Here is a 15,059-nt window from a genome sequence, read left to right as displayed (position 1 = left end):
CCGTCAGGAAAGTTTGGTATCAAAGTGTCGCTGGCGGCGGTCGTCCTGCGGTGCGGAATTGCCGGAAGCATTGGCGGCGTGTAGGCGGCTTGGCAATGTTTGCGTGGCGCATCGATCCTTTGAGGCAAGGCTATCAGGCGTCGCCACGCGAGCGGGCGGGGGCGTTCGTCTTTGCGCTCACCACCAGTGCGCTGTTGTTCCTCATCATGTGGAAGATGGGCGCGGTGACGGGCTTCGGCGGGGGCGAGAGTTCCCGGCTGACCGCGATCGACCTGACTGACGCGGGGCAGGACGAGTCAAAGGCGGCGGAAAAGCAGCCGGAGCAGAAGCAGGCCAAGCAGGCGCAAAACGCTGAAGCCACGCCGGTTCAGCCAGCTGCAGCGCCGCCAACCGTGCCGATCCCGGGCAAAGTGCAGTGGCCCGAAGGCTTCATCGAGCTATCGCGCAATGACTATCGCGCAGGCGATATCAGCAAGATGAAGCGGCAGGACTCGGGCGGCGGTGCGCCATCGGGCGGCAGTCCGGGGGATTCGGCCAGTCTGGGGCAGGGGCCGGGCGGAGTCCGGCTCTATGCAGCGCAATGGTATCGCGAGCCGACCGATGCGGAAATCGGGCCTTACCTGCCAGCGCGGCGGACGCAGGGCGATTGGGCGATGATCGCGTGCAAGACGGTGGAGAAATACCACGTCGAGGACTGCCAGGAACTGGGTGAAAGCCCGCCGGGATCGGGCCTCGCGCGGGCAATCCGGCAGGCCTCGTGGCAGTTTCTGGTGCGGCCCCCGCGCGTGAACGGGAAGCCGCAGGTGGGAGAATGGGTGCGGATACGGTTCGATTTCCGGCCCAAGAAGGGTGAGGGCAGCGAAGCCCCCAGCGGTTGAATGCCCAAAAGGCCGCTCACGGAACAGGAACCTGAATCGCGGGTTATGCGGGTGCAATCAAGCAACGAGGGATCGTTAGATGGCAAGCAGCGCAGACCGCATCAAAGACATCGGACCTGATCCGCAGGCATTTGATATCGAATCCGCGACCAAGTCCAACGCGGACTACCGCTCGGTCGCATGGACCGGGCGCTATTTGCAGGTCACGCTTATGTCGATCCCGGTGGGCGGTGACATCGGCCTTGAAGCGCATCCCGAAACCGACCAGTTTTTGCGCATCGACGCGGGCAAGGGCCGCATGCAAATGGGTCCGAAGAAAGACGAACTGACCTTCGAGCAGGAAGTCTCAGACGGGTGGTGCATTCTGGTGCCTGCAGGCACGTGGCACAACGTGACGAATATTGGTGACGAGCCGATGCAGCTTTACGCGATTTATGCGCCCGTCCATCATGCGGTGGGCCGTGTGCACGAAACGAGCGAAGACGCCGAAGCCGATGAGCCGAACGACACGCCGCCGGAATGGTCGGTACAGCCTGAAAAGCGGGTCGACGACAAGCACGGCTGACCGGCAGCGGCGCGCGTCGGCCCGGTGTTACGCGTCAATCAACTCAGGATCGATCTCGCTCGCCCGGTTCTGGATGAACATGAACCGTTGCGCCGGGTCTCGGCCCATCAGGCGGTCGACGAGATCCTTCACCGCAGCCCTACCTTCGTATTCCGGGGGTAGGGTGATGCGGATGAGGCTGCGGGTGGCGGGGGCCATTGTGGTTTCGCGCAATTGGCCGGGGTTCATTTCGCCAAGGCCCTTGAAGCGGCCGACTTCGACTTTCTTGCCCTTGAACTTGGTGGCTTCCAGTTCGGCGCGGTGGGCGTCGTCCTTGGCGTAGGCCGAGGTGCTGCCGTGGGTCAGGCGGTAGAGTGGGGGCTGGGCTAGGTAGAGGTGGCCGCGCCGGACGAGGTCGGGCATTTCCTGGAAGAAGAACGTCATCAGCAGCGTGGCGATGTGTGCGCCGTCAACGTCGGCGTCGGTCATGATGATCACGCGGTCATAGCGCAGCGCGTCGGCATTGCAGTCCTTGCGCATGCCGCAGCCGAGCGCGAGCGCGAGATCGGCGATTTCCTGATTGGCGCGGATCTTGTCCGCCGTAGCGCTGGCGACATTGAGAATTTTGCCACGGATGGGGAGGATCGCCTGAGTCTTGCGGTCGCGCGCCTGCTTGGCGCTGCCGCCTGCGGAATCGCCTTCGACGATGAACAGTTCGGTCTCGCCGCTGCCTTCGCCGGTGCAATCTGTGAGCTTGCCGGGCAGGCGCAGCTTGCGCGAATTTGTGGCGGTCTTGCGTTTGACTTCACGCTCCGCCTTGCGGCGCAGGCGATCGTCCATGCGTTCCATCACCGCGCCGAGCAGGGCCTTGCCGCGCTCCATATTGTCGGTGAGGAAATGGTCGAAATGGTCGCGCACGGCGGCTTCGACCATGCGCGCGGCCTCGGGGCTGGTCAGGCGGTCTTTGGTCTGACTCTGGAACTGGGGATCGCGGATGAAGACCGAGAGCATGATTTCACTGCCGGTGATCATGTCCTCGGGCGCGATGTCCTTGGCCTTCTTCTGGCCGATCAGATCGGCAAAGGCGCGGATTCCCTTGGTCAGCGCGGCGCGCAGGCCCTGTTCGTGGGTGCCGCCATCGGGCGTGGGGATGGTGTTGCAATACCACGAATACGAGCCATCGGACCACAGCGGCCAGGCGATGGCCCATTCGACGCGGCCATTTTCCTCACCATTAGGCCCCAGCGGGAAGTCCTGACGGCCCGCAAACGGCACCGAGGTGACACATTCGCGCCCCGAGACCTGCTCTGCCAGATGATCGGCGAGGCCACCGGGGAACTGGAACACGGCTTCAGCGGGCACTTCATCGCTCGTGAGCGAAGGAGCGCACTTCCAGCGGATTTCGACACCTGCGAACAGGTAGGCCTTGGAACGGACCAACCGGAACAGGCGGGCGGGTTTGAACTTCGCGTCGGCTCCGAAAATCTCGGTGTCGGGAACGAAGGTGACCTGCGTGCCGCGCCGGTTGGGCGCGTTGCCGACTTTCAGCAGCTTGGTAGTGGGAAGCCCGCGCGAAAATTCCTGCGCGTAAAGCTCCTTGTTGCGGGCCACTTCGATGCGGGTGAGCGAGGACAGCGCGTTGACCACCGAGACGCCGACACCGTGGAGGCCGCCGCTGGTGGCATAGGCCTTGCCAGAGAACTTGCCGCCCGAATGCAGCGTGGTGAGGATCACTTCGAGCGCGGATTTACCGGGATACTTCGGGTGTTCATCAACCGGGATGCCGCGACCGTTGTCTGCAATCGTCAGGCGGCCAGCCGCGCCGGGCTCTTCCTCGAGCGTGAATTCGATGCGGTTGGCGTGGCCTGCCACCGCTTCGTCCATCGCATTGTCGAGCACTTCGGCGGCGAGGTGGTGGAGCGCGCGCTCGTCCGTGCCGCCGATGTACATGCCGGGGCGGCGACGGACCGGCTCGAGGCCTTCGAGCACCTCGATTGCGGAGCCGTCATAGGCTTCGTCTGCGTTTGTAGCGGGGAGCTTGTCGAAAAGGTCATCGGACATGGGAACGGGTATAGAACACGCTGGATTCAGCGCGCAAGCGCGGATGCCGCCTTATCCGGTGAAATCCGCGCAAATATGGACGATCAGAACTTCGCTGGTGCCGGGCTGACCGTGGCGAACGTCCCAGCGCCAACCTCGCGCACTTCCATCGCCCGTTCGGCCATGCCGGTGGCGGTGAAGCGGAACACACCGTCGAGGCCGATGAAGCCTTGCGGATCGAACAGCTTGGCGGTGGGGAAGGTCGTTCCCGGCTTCCACCCGCGTGCGACGTTGAGCGTGAGCAGCACGCTGTCATAGCCGAGCGTGGCCAGCCGCGAGGGCGTGGCACCGAAACGGCTGGTGTAGCTCTTTTCGAACTGGCCGAAGCGCTGGTCCGATACGGTCGCGAACCATGCGCCGCGCATGGCCGGAGCCTTGGCAATGGTGCCGTCGCCGCTCCACAGTTCGGTGCCGATCACGCGCACGCCTTTGCCCGCCAGCGGCGCGGCTTGCAGCGCGATGCGGCTTCCATCGGCGATCAGCAGGGCGTCGAACTTGCCCTTGTCCTTCGCGCGCCGGACGGCGCTGGCGACCGAGGTGTTGCCGCGATCGTAGGTTTCGATGCTGGTGACAGCGATGCCCTGCGCGCGCGCGGCTTCGGTAAGGCCGGCGGTGGAGCGTTGGCCGTAGTCACCGGTGGGGATGATCGCCGCGACCGATTTGATCCCGCGTGATTTGGCGAAACCCAGCACGCGGGCGATGGACTGGCCGGGGGCCTGACCCATCACGAAAACATCGCGTGAGGCTACGGCGCTATCGTTGGAATAAGAGATCATCGGCACTTTGGAGGTGCGCGCGACGTTCGCAACCTGCGTCACGTCATCAGCCAGCAAGGGGCCGAGGATCAGTTTGTTGCCATCGCTGATGGCGCGCGCAGCGGCGGTGCCAGCGCCGGTGGCGGTGTCATACGTGGTGATGCGCAGGTTGGCGGCGTTGGTATCAAGCAGCGCCATCGTGGCAGCATTGGCAACCGACTGGCCCACGGCGGCGTTGGCCCCGGTCATCGGCACGAGCAGGGCGACGCGATGGCGGCCGGCGTCGGTGGGCAAAACATTGGCGTCAGGCGCTTTTTCGGTCGGCTCGGCGACAGGGGCGGAGCCTTTCGGGATCACGGCGCAGCCTGCGAGCAGCGACAGCGCGCCGATGACAGCCCACCGGCGCGATTGGCGAAAGCCCGAAAGCGCGTGTTCGCCCGTCTGCATATCGATCATTCCCTGCGCACCCTCTTGTCGCTCTTGGTCGCGCGGTCCATTGGAACACCTATGGACACGTCACCCCTTGCACCCGGTCTCTATATTGTTGCCACCCCGATTGGCAATCTTGGTGACATAACTCGTCGCGCGGTGGACACGCTTGAGCGCTGCGCGGTGGTGGCGTGCGAGGATACGCGGGTGACGGGCAAGCTTTTGAATCTGTTGGGGTTGCACAGGCCCATGCGGCGCTATGACGACCATGCCAGCGATGCCGCGCGGAAAGCATTGCTGGCCGAAATGGTCCAATCTCCGGTAGCGCTGGTATCGGATGCAGGCACGCCGCTGATTTCCGACCCCGGTTACCGGCTGGTGCGCGAGGCGCGGGCGCGGGGGATTCCGGTGACGTCGATCCCGGGGCCGAGCGCACTGGTGACGGCACTTTCGATGGCTGGGCTGCCGACAGACCGCTTCATGTTTGCCGGGTTTCTGCCGAACAAGGACAAGGCGCGGGGGGATGTTCTGGCCGAACTGGCGGGCGTTCCGGCGACGCTGGTGTTCTATGAAACGGGGCCGCGGCTGGTGGCTTCGCTTGAAGCGATTGCGCAGCGTCTGCCGGGGCGTGAGGTGGCGGTGGCGCGGGAGTTGACCAAGCTGCACGAGGAATGCCGCAGCGGCTCGGCCGAGGAACTGGCGGCGCATTACACCGCGAATCCGGCGAGGGGTGAGATCGTGCTGCTGATTGCGCCTCCGGGGGCGGCGGAGGCCCCTGACGAGGATACGGTTGAGGCAGATTTGCGTGCGGCTCTGGCGGAGATGTCGCCATCACAGGCGGCAGGCAAAGTGGCCAAGGCGCATGGGCTGGATCGCAAGGCGCTTTATGCGCGAGCTATGGAATTCAAGGCTTGAGCAGGGCTGAAGCCGAGCGGCAGGGGCGGCGCGGAGAGGTGCTGGCGCTGTGGTGGCTGCGGCTGCGCGGGTGGCGCATTCTGGCGCAGCGGGTGAAAGTTAAGGTGGGCGAAGTCGACATCGTGGCGCGCAAGGGGCGGACGGTGGCCTTCGTCGAGGTCAAATGGCGGCGCGATGCCGCGCTGCTGGGTGAGGCGATTGATGCGCACCGGTTGCGCCGGGTGGCACGGGCGGCGGAAATGCTGGCACCGCGCTATGCCAGGGCGGGGGACGATGTGCGGATCGATGTGATCCTGATGGCCCCCCGAACATGGCCGCGCCGGATTGCCAATGCGTGGCAACCCGGCGCTTGAGGCCTGAATAACTACTGCGATCAGTGAGCGGGCTTGTGGTCTTCCTTGTGCTCGCCGTCCTTGTGCTCGTCGTGGTGTTCGTCCTTCTTTTCACCCTTGTGTTCGTCGTGCGGGGCCGAGGTGGGGTGCGGATCGGGATTGGCGATGCCTTGGGCCGACCAGCCGAGAACAGCGATACCAGCGGCGGCGACGGTGAACAGTTTGCGCATCAAAGGCTCCAGTCAAAAGCGTGGCGCCGTGTTTGGCGCAGGCCGAAAATGGTCGCACAGGCGATAAATCGGCTTTAAGGCGCGGGTGAGATAAACCCCTGAGGCTCAGTTCACTTATGGCACTTCGCGTCGCAGTCCAGATGGACCCGCTCCATTCGATCAACATTGCCGGGGATTCGAGCTTTGCGCTGATGCTTTCGGCGCAGGCGCGGGGGCACGAGGTTTTTCATTACGACGTCGGTTCGCTGACGCTGGACGAGGATGACCGGCTGATTGCCCATGCCGTGCCAGTGACGGTGCAGCGCGTGTTGGGCGATCACTACACGGCGGGCGAGAGACGGCGGATCGATCTGGGCCGCGATATCGACGTCGTGCTGATGCGGCAGGATCCGCCGTTCGACATGGGCTATATCACCGCCACGCACCTGCTGGAGCGGATCGAGAGCGAGACGCTGGTGGTGAACAACCCCCGCAGCGTGCGCAATGCGCCGGAAAAGGTGATGGTGCTGGACTATCGGCGCTTCATGCCGCCGACCATCGTGACCCGCTCGGTCGATGAAGTGCGCACGTTCCAGAAGAAGCATGGCGCCATCGTGATCAAGCCGATCCACGGCAACGGCGGCAAGGCGATCTTCCGCGTTTCGGAAGAGGGTGAGAACCTTGGCGCGCTGTTCGAGGTGTTCAACCAGACTTGGCCCGAACCGCACATGGTGCAGGCCTTCCTTCCCGAAGTGGCCAAGGGCGACAAGCGTATCGTGCTGGTCGATGGGCAAGTGGCAGGCGCGATCAACCGCAAGCCGGGCGAGGGAGAGTTCCGCTCGAACCTTGCCGTTGGTGGCTATGCCGAGAAGACCGAGCTGACGGCGCAGGAGCAGGAAATCTGCGCCGCTTTGGGGCCTGAGTTGAAGCGGCTGGGCCTGATCTTCGTGGGGATCGACGTGATCGGCGGACAGTGGCTGACCGAGATCAACGTGACCTCACCCACCGGGATTGTGGCTATCGACAAGTTCAATGGCACGGATACGGCAGGGATGATCTGGGACGCGATTGAGGGGCGGGTGTGACCGCTTAATGCAGCGTGTCCCCGCGCAGGCGGGGTCTCAGGCGGCCTAAACTGACGTTCCGTAACAACCCAGAGGCCCCCGCCTGCGCGGGAGCGCGGGAGCCTTTGATCCATTGGAAGCGTTACCCTCCACATGAACGATTGGATCACCCACCTCATCGAAGGCGGTGGCTATTGGGGCATCGCTTTCCTGATGGTCATAGAGAACGTGTTTCCGCCAATCCCTTCCGAGGTCATCATGGGCCTTGGCGGCATAGCCGTGGCGCGCGGGCGCATGGAATTCTGGCCGCTGATGCTGGCCGGCACGGTCGGTTCCACCTTGGGCAACTATTGCTGGTATCTGGTTGGCCGCACGTTGGGGTATGAAAGGCTGCAGCCCTTCGTGAACCGCTTTGGCCGCTGGCTGACGATGGAGTGGGAAGACGTGGAGGCGATCGTCGGCTTCTTTCGGCGGCACGGGCAATGGGTCGTGTTCGCGGTCCGCTTTGCTCCCTTCATGCGCACCATGATCTCGCTGCCTGCGGGGCTTACCCGCATGGACCACGGCCGGTTCCTGCTGTTCACTTTTGCGGGGGCGGCAATCTGGAATGCCATCCTTGCTGGTGCGGGATACTACCTCGGGCGCAATTTTGGAGAGATCGAGAAGTACACCGGGCCGGTGGCAACGGGCACGCTGGCCGTTGTGGCGGTGGCTTATGTCTGGCGCGTGATTACGTGGAAGCCGCGCGGCGGGTAGCTCTGCACTTGACTATGCCGGGCGACTGGTCATTGGGTTTTTACCCGACACGTGCGGGTTTTTCAGATCTATCAAATCAAAGGTATTATCTATGGCAGTGAAGGCCATGTGCATCGTTACACGCAGTGAAGAAGGACGCGGGGCCTATGCCGTGCGGACGGATAATGACGAAAACGTCTATTTTCCGCTGAGCGTTACTGAAGCGCTCGAACTGGAAGAGTTTGACGAAGTTGAGGCCATTTTGGTCAAGAATGATCGACCCGAACCGGCTTGGCGCGCGATCAGGGCGCGGCTGCCATTGGAAGATGGCGAGAGCCAAGACTGATCGACGGCACAAAAAAGCCCCCGAAATTCGGGGGCTTTTTCATTTGATAGAGCAGGAAAATCAGGCGTCCTTCGCCATCCATTCTTCCAGCCACTTGATCGAATAATCGCCGCTCAAGAAATCGGGCTGATTCAGCAGGCGCTGGTGCAGCGGGATCGAGGTTTTGGGGCCTTCGATCACCATTTCCGACAGCGCACGCTTCAGCCGCATGATGCAGCCTTCGCGCGTGCGGCCATAGACAATCAGCTTGGCGATCATCGAGTCATAGTACGGCGGGATCTTGTACCCGGCGTATAGCCCCGAATCGACGCGCACATGCATGCCGCCCGCTGCGTGATAGCTCTTCACCAGACCGGGCGAGGGCGCGAAAGTGAACGGGTCTTCCGCGTTGATGCGGCACTCGATCGCGTGGCCCTTGAACTCGATCTCTTCCTGTTTGACCGAGAGCGGCTTGCCATCGGCAATGCGGATCTGTTCGCGCACAAGGTCAACGCCAGTGATCGCTTCGGTGACCGGATGTTCCACCTGCAGGCGGGTGTTCATCTCGATGAAGTAGAACTCGCCGTTTTCCCAAAGGAACTCGATGGTGCCAGCACCGCGATAGCCCATGTCGGCCATTGCCTTGGCCACAATGCCGCCCATGCGATCCCGCTCTTCGGCGGAAATGACGGGCGAGGGCGCTTCTTCAAGCACCTTTTGATGGCGGCGTTGCAGCGAACAGTCACGCTCGCCCAAATGGATTGCGTTGCCGTTGCCATCGCCAAAGATCTGGAATTCGATGTGCCGCGGGTTGCCGAGGTACTTCTCGATATAGACAGTGGCATCGCCGAACGCGGCCTTGGCTTCGGTCCCGGCCTGCTGGATCAGTGTTTCCAGTTCGTCAGGGCCGTTGCAGACCTTCATGCCGCGTCCGCCGCCGCCCGATGCAGCCTTGATGATCACCGGATAGCCTGCGGCTTCGGCAATCGCCTTGGCTTCGGTAATATCCGAGACTGCGCCGTCCGATCCGGGGACCAGCGGCAAGCCGAGCGCACCGGCAGTGCGCTTGGCCTCAATCTTGTCACCCATCGTGCGGATATGTTCAGGCTTCGGGCCGATCCACGTGATGTCGTGCGCTTCGACGATCTCGGCGAACTTGGCGTTTTCCGAAAGGAAGCCGTAGCCGGGGTGGATCGCATCGGCATGCGTGATTTCCGCCGCCGAAATGATCGCCGCTACGTTGAGGTAGCTATCCTTGGCTGCTGGCGGGCCGATGCAGACCGCATGGTCTGCCAGCCGCACGTGCATGGCATCGGCGTCGGCGGTGGAATGCACCGCGACCGTCTCGATCCCCATTTCGTGCGCAGCGCGATGAATGCGCAACGCGATTTCGCCGCGATTGGCGATAAGCAGGCGCTTAATGGCCATTTGCGCGCCCTTACGCGATCACGACCAGCGGCTGGTCAAATTCGACCGGCTGCGCGTTTTCGACGAGGATGGCCTGAACCACACCGGCGGCAGGCGCGGTGATCGGGTTCATCACTTTCATCGCCTCGATAATGAGCAGGGTTTCGCCTGCCTTCACCGTCTGGCCCACCGAAACAAAGTTGGGCGCGCTTGGTTCGGCGGCAAGGTAGCAAGTGCCGACCATCGGCGATTTGACGGCATTGGCGTTGACCTCTGCCGGTGCAGGGGCAGCAGCTGCGACGGGCGCAGCCGCCGCAACGGGTGCAGGCGCAGCAACCGCCACTTGGGCAACCGGCGCTGCGGTCAATTGGCGGGCGACGCGGATCTTGCGTTCGCCGTCTTCTACTTCGATTTCGGACAGTCCGGTTTCTGCAAGAAGTTCAGCCAGTTCGCGCACCAGCTTGCTGTCGATTGCCATGTTGTCGGCTTTGTCGCCGCGTTCGTGACCCATTGGTATTTCCTCGCGGGGTATGGATTCTAGCCTCGCGCCATGCCCGCAAGGTGGCGGGCTGGCAAGTGCTATGGGGCGTGGAACGTGGAAAACGCTGGCTTCAGAGCCGCGAAACTGCGTCCAAAGCGACCAGATAGCTGTTCGCACCGAAACCGCACACTGTGCCGAGTGCGGCCATCCCGACATAGGATTTGTGCCGAAACTCCTCGCGCTTGTGAGGGTTGGACAGGTGGACTTCAATCACAGGCACTTTTATCGACTTGATCGCATCATGGATTGCGACCGACGTGTGGGTGTAGGCACCGGCGTTGATCAGCACCGCTTTTGCACCTTCGGCCTGTGCTTCATGCAGCCAGTCCACAAGGTGGCCCTCGTGGTTGGACTGGCGCATGTCGATCTCAAGGCCCAATTCGCGGCCCCGGTCTTCCAGCATCCCGGCAATATCGTCGAGCGTCTGCGAGCCATAGATCTCCGGCTCGCGCAGCCCCAGAAGGTTGAGATTAGGCCCGTTCAGCACATAGACCGTCGCGATGGACGTGGCAGGCTCAGTCATGGCATTTCCCCGATAGCATGATCGGGGGCCGTGATAGTCATTGCCAAAGCTTGTGCAAGTCTGCGCGGTGCGGGATCAGCCTTCCGGCCCGATTGGCGGCGGTGGGGGCACGCCGTCCTGGCTTTCGCCCATGTCGCTGTCGCCGCCGGTGTCAAAGCCTTCGCCGCCATCATCGAATGTCGGCTCACCACCTGCATCCGGGAGCGGCGCTGAACCGGGCTGCGCGGCCAGGCTAATCGCCTGACGCGAGCGCTTGTCGGCGGCCTCGACCTTCTTTTCCATCTCGGAAAGGCGCGCGTCGAGTTTCTCCTCTTCCGACGCCTTGCCGCAGCCGGCGAGCGCAAGCGAAAGCATGAGGAGAGCGGGGACGGTGCGCATGCGCCGCCCGCCGCTGCTTTTGCCCGAAGGCGATTCTCTATGTGCGGATCGGTTGATCATTGCGAGGGTGTACCAAAGGGAGGTTACCGAAAACTAACCAAACCGCAGCGCGCTTAGCGATCACTGCCCTTGGTCTTGCCCCATTGCCGCGCGGCCGTGTAACCAAGGTATCCCGTGCCGAAGAGCGCGTAGAGCGGCTCTGGCAGCCCACCCAGATAGGCGTTGATGCCCGCCGCGATGCCCTTGGCGGCTTCGGGACGAAATGCCGCGATCAGCCCCATCGGCAGCGCCCACAGGATCATGATGTACATGACATATAGAAAGCCGGGTCGTGCACGGCTGGTCCACGGGTCGGTGGAATTGGCCTCGGCAACAATCGCAGACATGCGCGTGCGGATCTGCTCCAGTTCCTGCGAGCCCTCCAGCTTCAGCAGTTCCAGCTTGGCCCGGTCGCGTGCTTCCTTGTCAGGAATGACCTTGTCGATGATCGTCGAGATGGGGGAAATCAGTGCTTCAAGAATGCCCATGAGATGCGTCCTTTCAAGATGTGGGACGCGAAGGCATGTAACCATATCGGTTCGTGTAGGAAAATGCTTTCCAGCAAAAAGGCCCGGAACGCCGATGCGCCGGGCCTTTTGAGCAATCTTGAGATTGGCTTGAAATTGGTCGGGACGAGAGGATTCGAACCTCCGACCCCCACACCCCCAGTGTGATGCGCTACCAGGCTGCGCTACGTCCCGACCGGAAGCGCGCCTATAGGCAGCCATTTTCAGGAAGGCAAGCGCCCGATTGCCGAACGGGTCTTGAATTGCGGCTGATGCTCAATCCGGGCATTCATTGCCTTGCATCTGTCAACCTGCTAACCGCCCCCATCAATCCAACTGGCGCAGGATTTTGCGGGGAAACCGCAGCCTGCGCGGTTGTAATCCTGCCGATGCGATCCCAGAAACGGACCCATGATGTTTAGCACTCTCTCCGCCGCCGCTACCAGTTCCGGCCAGCCTCCCGCCTGGATGAGCTTCCTGCCGCTCGTTGCGATGGGTTTCATTTTCTGGTTCCTGATCCTGCGTCCGCAGATGCGGCAGCAGAAAGAGCACAAGGCCAAGATCGCCGCGATGAAGAAGGGCGATATGGTCGTCACCGCAGGTGGGTTGATCGGAAAGGTGATCAAGCTGGACGATCACTACGCCGAACTGGAGCTTGGCCCGAACGTAAAGGTCAAGGCCGTGCGCGCCACCATTGGTGATATCGTGCCGCCGACTGGTTCCGCACCTGCCAACGACTGATTCAATTTACCTGAAAGCTGCCCGCCCATGCTCGATTTTCCGCGCTGGAAGGTGATCTGGCTCTGGTTCGTGACGCTGGTCTGCGTCGCGGCCGCGATCCCCTCGCTCACTTCCACGATGGGCCTTGCCTGGCCTTCCTCGCTGCCCGAACCGAAGATCAACCTTGGGCTTGATCTTGCAGGTGGCAGCCACATTCTGCTTGAAGCAGATCCGAGCCAGGTGCGCCAACAGCGCATCGAAGGGATGGAGGAATCGGTCCGGAACAAGCTGAAGCAGGATGGCAAGGGCATCCGCATCAGCGACATTTCGAACCGTGATGGCGCGCTGACTTTCGTTGTTGCCGAGCCTTCGCAGGTCGATGCCGTGCGGGAAGCGGTGCTGCCGCTGACCAATGGAGCGGGCCTCACCGGCCAGCGCGATTGGGACATCAATGTTGTCGATGGCAACCGCTTCGTGCTCAAACCGACCGAGGCGGGGGTCAATCAAGCGGTAACGCAGGCAATGGACACGGCGGTTGAGGTCGTGCGCAAGCGTATTGACGCGCTGGGCACCAAGGAACCGACGATCATCCGCTCCGGCCCTACGCGTATCGTCGTCCAGGTGCCGGGCCTGCAAGACCCGCAGGCGCTCAAGAACCTGCTGGGCCAGACCGCCAAGCTCGAATTCAAGCTGGTCGATACCACCGCACTTCCGTCTGACGTGGCGCAGGGCATTGCGCCTCCAGGTAGTGAGATCGTGCCTTTCGCCAGCCCAGCGGCAGGCGGCGGCGTGCCGACCATCGCGGTAAAGCGCCTTGGCGGCATTCGCGGCGATCAGTTGACCAATGCACAGCAGAGCAACAACCAGCAGAACAACGAACCGGTCGTCAACATCACCTTCAACACCGAAGGCGGGGCGAAATTCGCCAAGCTGACTACGCAGAACACCGGCAAGCAGTTTGCGATCATCCTTGATGGCAAGGTGCTGTCCGCGCCGACCATCAATGAGCCGATCCTTGGTGGCAGCGCGATTATCTCGGGCAGTTTCACCACCGAAAGCGCCAATGCGCTGGCAATCTCGCTGCGTTCGGGCGCGTTGCCGGTTGATCTGAAGGTCGTGGAAGAGCGCACCGTTGGGCCAGACCTTGGCGCGGATTCGATCCGCAAGGGCATGATCGCGATGGGGGTCGGCACGCTGGCGCTCGCGGTGTTCATCCTGATCACGTATGGCCGCTTTGGCGTCTATGCCAACCTTGCGGTATTCATCAACGTTATCATGATCCTGGGCATCATGGGCATTATCGGCACCACGCTGACCCTGCCGGGCATTGCCGGTTTCGTGCTGACCATTGGCGCGGCGGTGGATGCCAACGTGCTGATCAACGAACGTATCCGCGAAGAACGCCATCGCGGGCGCAAGGTCGTGCAGGCGGTGGAACTGGGCTACAAGGAAGCCAGTCGCGCGATTTTCGATGCCAACATCACCAACGTGATTGCCGCAGTGCTGATGTTCGCGTTCGGCTCCGGCCCGGTAAAGGGCTTTGCGGTCGTGCTGATGATCGGCATTGCCACCTCGGTGTTCACCGCCGTCACGCTGACCCGCCTGTGGGTAGCGCAATGGCTCCGCCGCGCCCGTCCCACCGAAATCGCCCTGTAAGAGGAGGCAACAGACATGAAACTCCTCAAGCTCGTCCCGGACAACACCAACATCCACTTCCTCAAGTGGCGCGTGCCGTTCTATGTGGTCAGCATCATCCTGATGGCGGCATCGCTGGGGTTGGTGGCGACCAAGGGTCTCAATCTTGGCGTCGATTTCATCGGCGGCCAGATGATCCGCGTGACCTTTGAACGCAGCGCCGAAGCGCCCGTGGTCGAACTGCGCGAACAGGTTGCCAAGCTGGGCTATGGCGAACCGGTGATCCAGCGCTTCGGCAAGCCGAACGAAATTTCGATCCGCATGAAGCTGCCAGAAGGCGCTGAAGGCGATGCCGCCCTGTCTGACAAGATGGCGCGCACGATCACCACCGACATCAAGAAGAACCACACAGACGCGCGGATCGATGGGGTCGATTCGGTTTCAGGCAAGGTGTCGAAGGAACTCGGCTGGGATGCGTTCAAGGCGCTCGGCTTCGCATCGCTGGCGGTGGCGGCCTATATCTGGCTGCGCTTTGAATGGCAGTTCGGCGTCGGCGCGCTGTTCGCACTCGTCCACGACGTGACGCTGACGCTGGGGCTGTTCGCGCTGACGGGCATGGAGTTCGATCTCAACATCGTCGCTGCGCTGCTAACGCTGATCGGCTATTCGCTGAACGACACCATCGTGGTCTACGACCGCATCCGCGAGAACATGAAGAAGTTCCGCAAGATGCCGATGCCCGAACTGCTCGATCTTTCGGTGAACGAGACGCTGGCGCGCACCATCGTTACGTCCCTGTCGATGCTGATTACGCTGCTGGCATTGCTGCTGCTCGGCCCTGATGTGATCTTCGGCTTCACCGCTGCCATCACGCTGGGCATCTTCGTCGGCACTTACAGTTCTGTCTATATGGCCGCGCCCATCCTGATCTGGCTGAAGGTCAATCCGAACAGCTTCGTGCCCACCGAAACGGCAATGGAAAAGCAGGAACGGCTGACGCGCGAAGGGGCGTGATCTCCCAAAC

The 15,059-nt window shown here is 62.3% G+C and carries 18 protein-coding genes and 1 tRNA gene; 10 read left to right on the top strand and 9 right to left on the bottom strand.

What is annotated here, in order from left to right:
* The first annotated feature begins 95 nt into the window (after positions 1–95).
* Complete coding sequence (locus Q8R81_RS14760; protein WP_305619110.1) at positions 96–878, top strand: hypothetical protein; 783 nt, start codon at positions 96–98, stop codon at positions 876–878.
* Positions 879–957: 79 nt separating this feature from the next.
* Entirely contained in the window at positions 958–1,443 is a 486-nt protein-coding gene (locus tag Q8R81_RS14755) for a cupin domain-containing protein (protein ID WP_305619108.1), read from the top strand.
* Positions 1,444–1,470: 27 nt separating this feature from the next.
* Here the strand turns inward: Q8R81_RS14755 and parE are convergent, their stop codons facing one another.
* Together parE and Q8R81_RS14745 are read right to left on the bottom strand one after the other, a co-directional pair.
* Positions 1,471–3,483 (bottom strand): DNA topoisomerase IV subunit B, encoded by a 2,013-nt coding sequence (gene parE, locus Q8R81_RS14750; RefSeq protein ID WP_305619106.1) that lies wholly within the window; start codon positions 3,481–3,483, stop codon positions 1,471–1,473.
* 83 nt (positions 3,484–3,566) lie between these two features.
* On the bottom strand, positions 3,567–4,733 hold the full coding sequence (locus tag Q8R81_RS14745) for a penicillin-binding protein activator (RefSeq protein WP_305619104.1): 1,167 nt from the start codon (positions 4,731–4,733) through the stop codon (positions 3,567–3,569).
* 51 nt (positions 4,734–4,784) lie between these two features.
* Between Q8R81_RS14745 and rsmI the strand changes: the two genes are divergently transcribed.
* Positions 4,785–5,621 (top strand): 16S rRNA (cytidine(1402)-2'-O)-methyltransferase, encoded by an 837-nt coding sequence (gene rsmI, locus Q8R81_RS14740; protein WP_305619102.1) that lies wholly within the window; start codon positions 4,785–4,787, stop codon positions 5,619–5,621.
* Positions 5,618–5,974 carry a YraN family protein gene (locus tag Q8R81_RS14735; protein WP_305619100.1) on the top strand — a complete coding sequence of 119 codons (357 nt, stop codon included), beginning with the start codon at positions 5,618–5,620 and terminating at the stop codon, positions 5,972–5,974. The genes rsmI and Q8R81_RS14735 overlap by 4 nt, the downstream gene beginning before the upstream one ends.
* A 20-nt stretch (positions 5,975–5,994) precedes the next feature.
* Here the strand turns inward: Q8R81_RS14735 and Q8R81_RS14730 are convergent, their stop codons facing one another.
* Positions 5,995–6,183, bottom strand: coding sequence for a hypothetical protein (locus Q8R81_RS14730; protein WP_305619099.1), 189 nt, complete (start codon positions 6,181–6,183; stop codon positions 5,995–5,997).
* Between the two features lie 116 nt (positions 6,184–6,299).
* Here Q8R81_RS14730 and gshB point away from each other — a divergent pair, with 116 nt between their 5' ends.
* From gshB to Q8R81_RS14715, 3 genes are all read left to right on the top strand, one after another.
* A complete protein-coding gene (gshB, locus tag Q8R81_RS14725) occupies positions 6,300–7,247 on the top strand; it encodes a glutathione synthase (RefSeq protein WP_305619098.1) in 948 nt (315 codons plus the stop codon).
* A 132-nt stretch (positions 7,248–7,379) separates the two neighbouring features.
* Positions 7,380–7,982, top strand: a complete 603-nt coding sequence (locus Q8R81_RS14720) for a DedA family protein (RefSeq protein WP_305619097.1) — start codon at positions 7,380–7,382, stop codon at positions 7,980–7,982.
* Between the two features lie 91 nt (positions 7,983–8,073).
* Positions 8,074–8,307 (top strand): hypothetical protein, encoded by a 234-nt coding sequence (locus Q8R81_RS14715; protein WP_292625637.1) that lies wholly within the window; start codon positions 8,074–8,076, stop codon positions 8,305–8,307.
* Positions 8,308–8,367: 60 nt separating this feature from the next.
* Here Q8R81_RS14715 and accC read toward each other — a convergent pair whose 3' ends face one another.
* From accC to Q8R81_RS14685, 6 genes are all read right to left on the bottom strand, one after another.
* A complete protein-coding gene (gene accC, locus Q8R81_RS14710; RefSeq protein ID WP_305619094.1) occupies positions 8,368–9,714 on the bottom strand; it encodes an acetyl-CoA carboxylase biotin carboxylase subunit in 1,347 nt (448 codons plus the stop codon).
* A 10-nt stretch (positions 9,715–9,724) separates the two neighbouring features.
* On the bottom strand, positions 9,725–10,204 hold the full coding sequence (gene accB, locus Q8R81_RS14705) for an acetyl-CoA carboxylase biotin carboxyl carrier protein (RefSeq protein WP_305619092.1): 480 nt from the start codon (positions 10,202–10,204) through the stop codon (positions 9,725–9,727).
* A gap of 100 nt (positions 10,205–10,304) precedes the next feature.
* Complete coding sequence (gene aroQ / locus Q8R81_RS14700) at positions 10,305–10,757, bottom strand: type II 3-dehydroquinate dehydratase (protein WP_305619091.1); 453 nt, start codon at positions 10,755–10,757, stop codon at positions 10,305–10,307.
* 75 nt (positions 10,758–10,832) lie between these two features.
* Positions 10,833–11,135 (bottom strand): hypothetical protein, encoded by a 303-nt coding sequence (locus Q8R81_RS14695; protein ID WP_305619090.1) that lies wholly within the window; start codon positions 11,133–11,135, stop codon positions 10,833–10,835.
* 113 nt (positions 11,136–11,248) lie between these two features.
* On the bottom strand, positions 11,249–11,662 hold the full coding sequence (locus Q8R81_RS14690) for a holin family protein (RefSeq protein ID WP_305619088.1): 414 nt from the start codon (positions 11,660–11,662) through the stop codon (positions 11,249–11,251).
* 136 nt (positions 11,663–11,798) lie between these two features.
* A tRNA-Pro gene (locus Q8R81_RS14685) sits at positions 11,799–11,875 on the bottom strand.
* Between the two features lie 216 nt (positions 11,876–12,091).
* Here Q8R81_RS14685 and yajC point away from each other — a divergent pair.
* The 3 genes from yajC to secF are packed head-to-tail and all read left to right on the top strand — an operon-like array spanning position 12,092 to position 15,049.
* Positions 12,092–12,421, top strand: a complete 330-nt coding sequence (gene yajC / locus Q8R81_RS14680) for a preprotein translocase subunit YajC (protein ID WP_305619086.1) — start codon at positions 12,092–12,094, stop codon at positions 12,419–12,421.
* A gap of 27 nt (positions 12,422–12,448) precedes the next feature.
* A complete protein-coding gene (gene secD, locus Q8R81_RS14675) occupies positions 12,449–14,056 on the top strand; it encodes a protein translocase subunit SecD (protein WP_305619084.1) in 1,608 nt (535 codons plus the stop codon).
* A 15-nt stretch (positions 14,057–14,071) separates the two neighbouring features.
* Positions 14,072–15,049, top strand: coding sequence for a protein translocase subunit SecF (gene secF / locus Q8R81_RS14670; RefSeq protein WP_305619082.1), 978 nt, complete (start codon positions 14,072–14,074; stop codon positions 15,047–15,049).
* Positions 15,050–15,059 lie beyond the last annotated feature (10 nt).

It is taken from the genome of Novosphingobium sp. (genome assembly GCF_030696665.1).
In the GTDB taxonomy this organism is placed as follows: Bacteria; Pseudomonadota; Alphaproteobacteria; order Sphingomonadales; family Sphingomonadaceae; genus Novosphingobium.
Note: the sequence above shows the minus strand (reverse complement) of the source record. Positions and strands in the feature narration are given on the sequence as shown.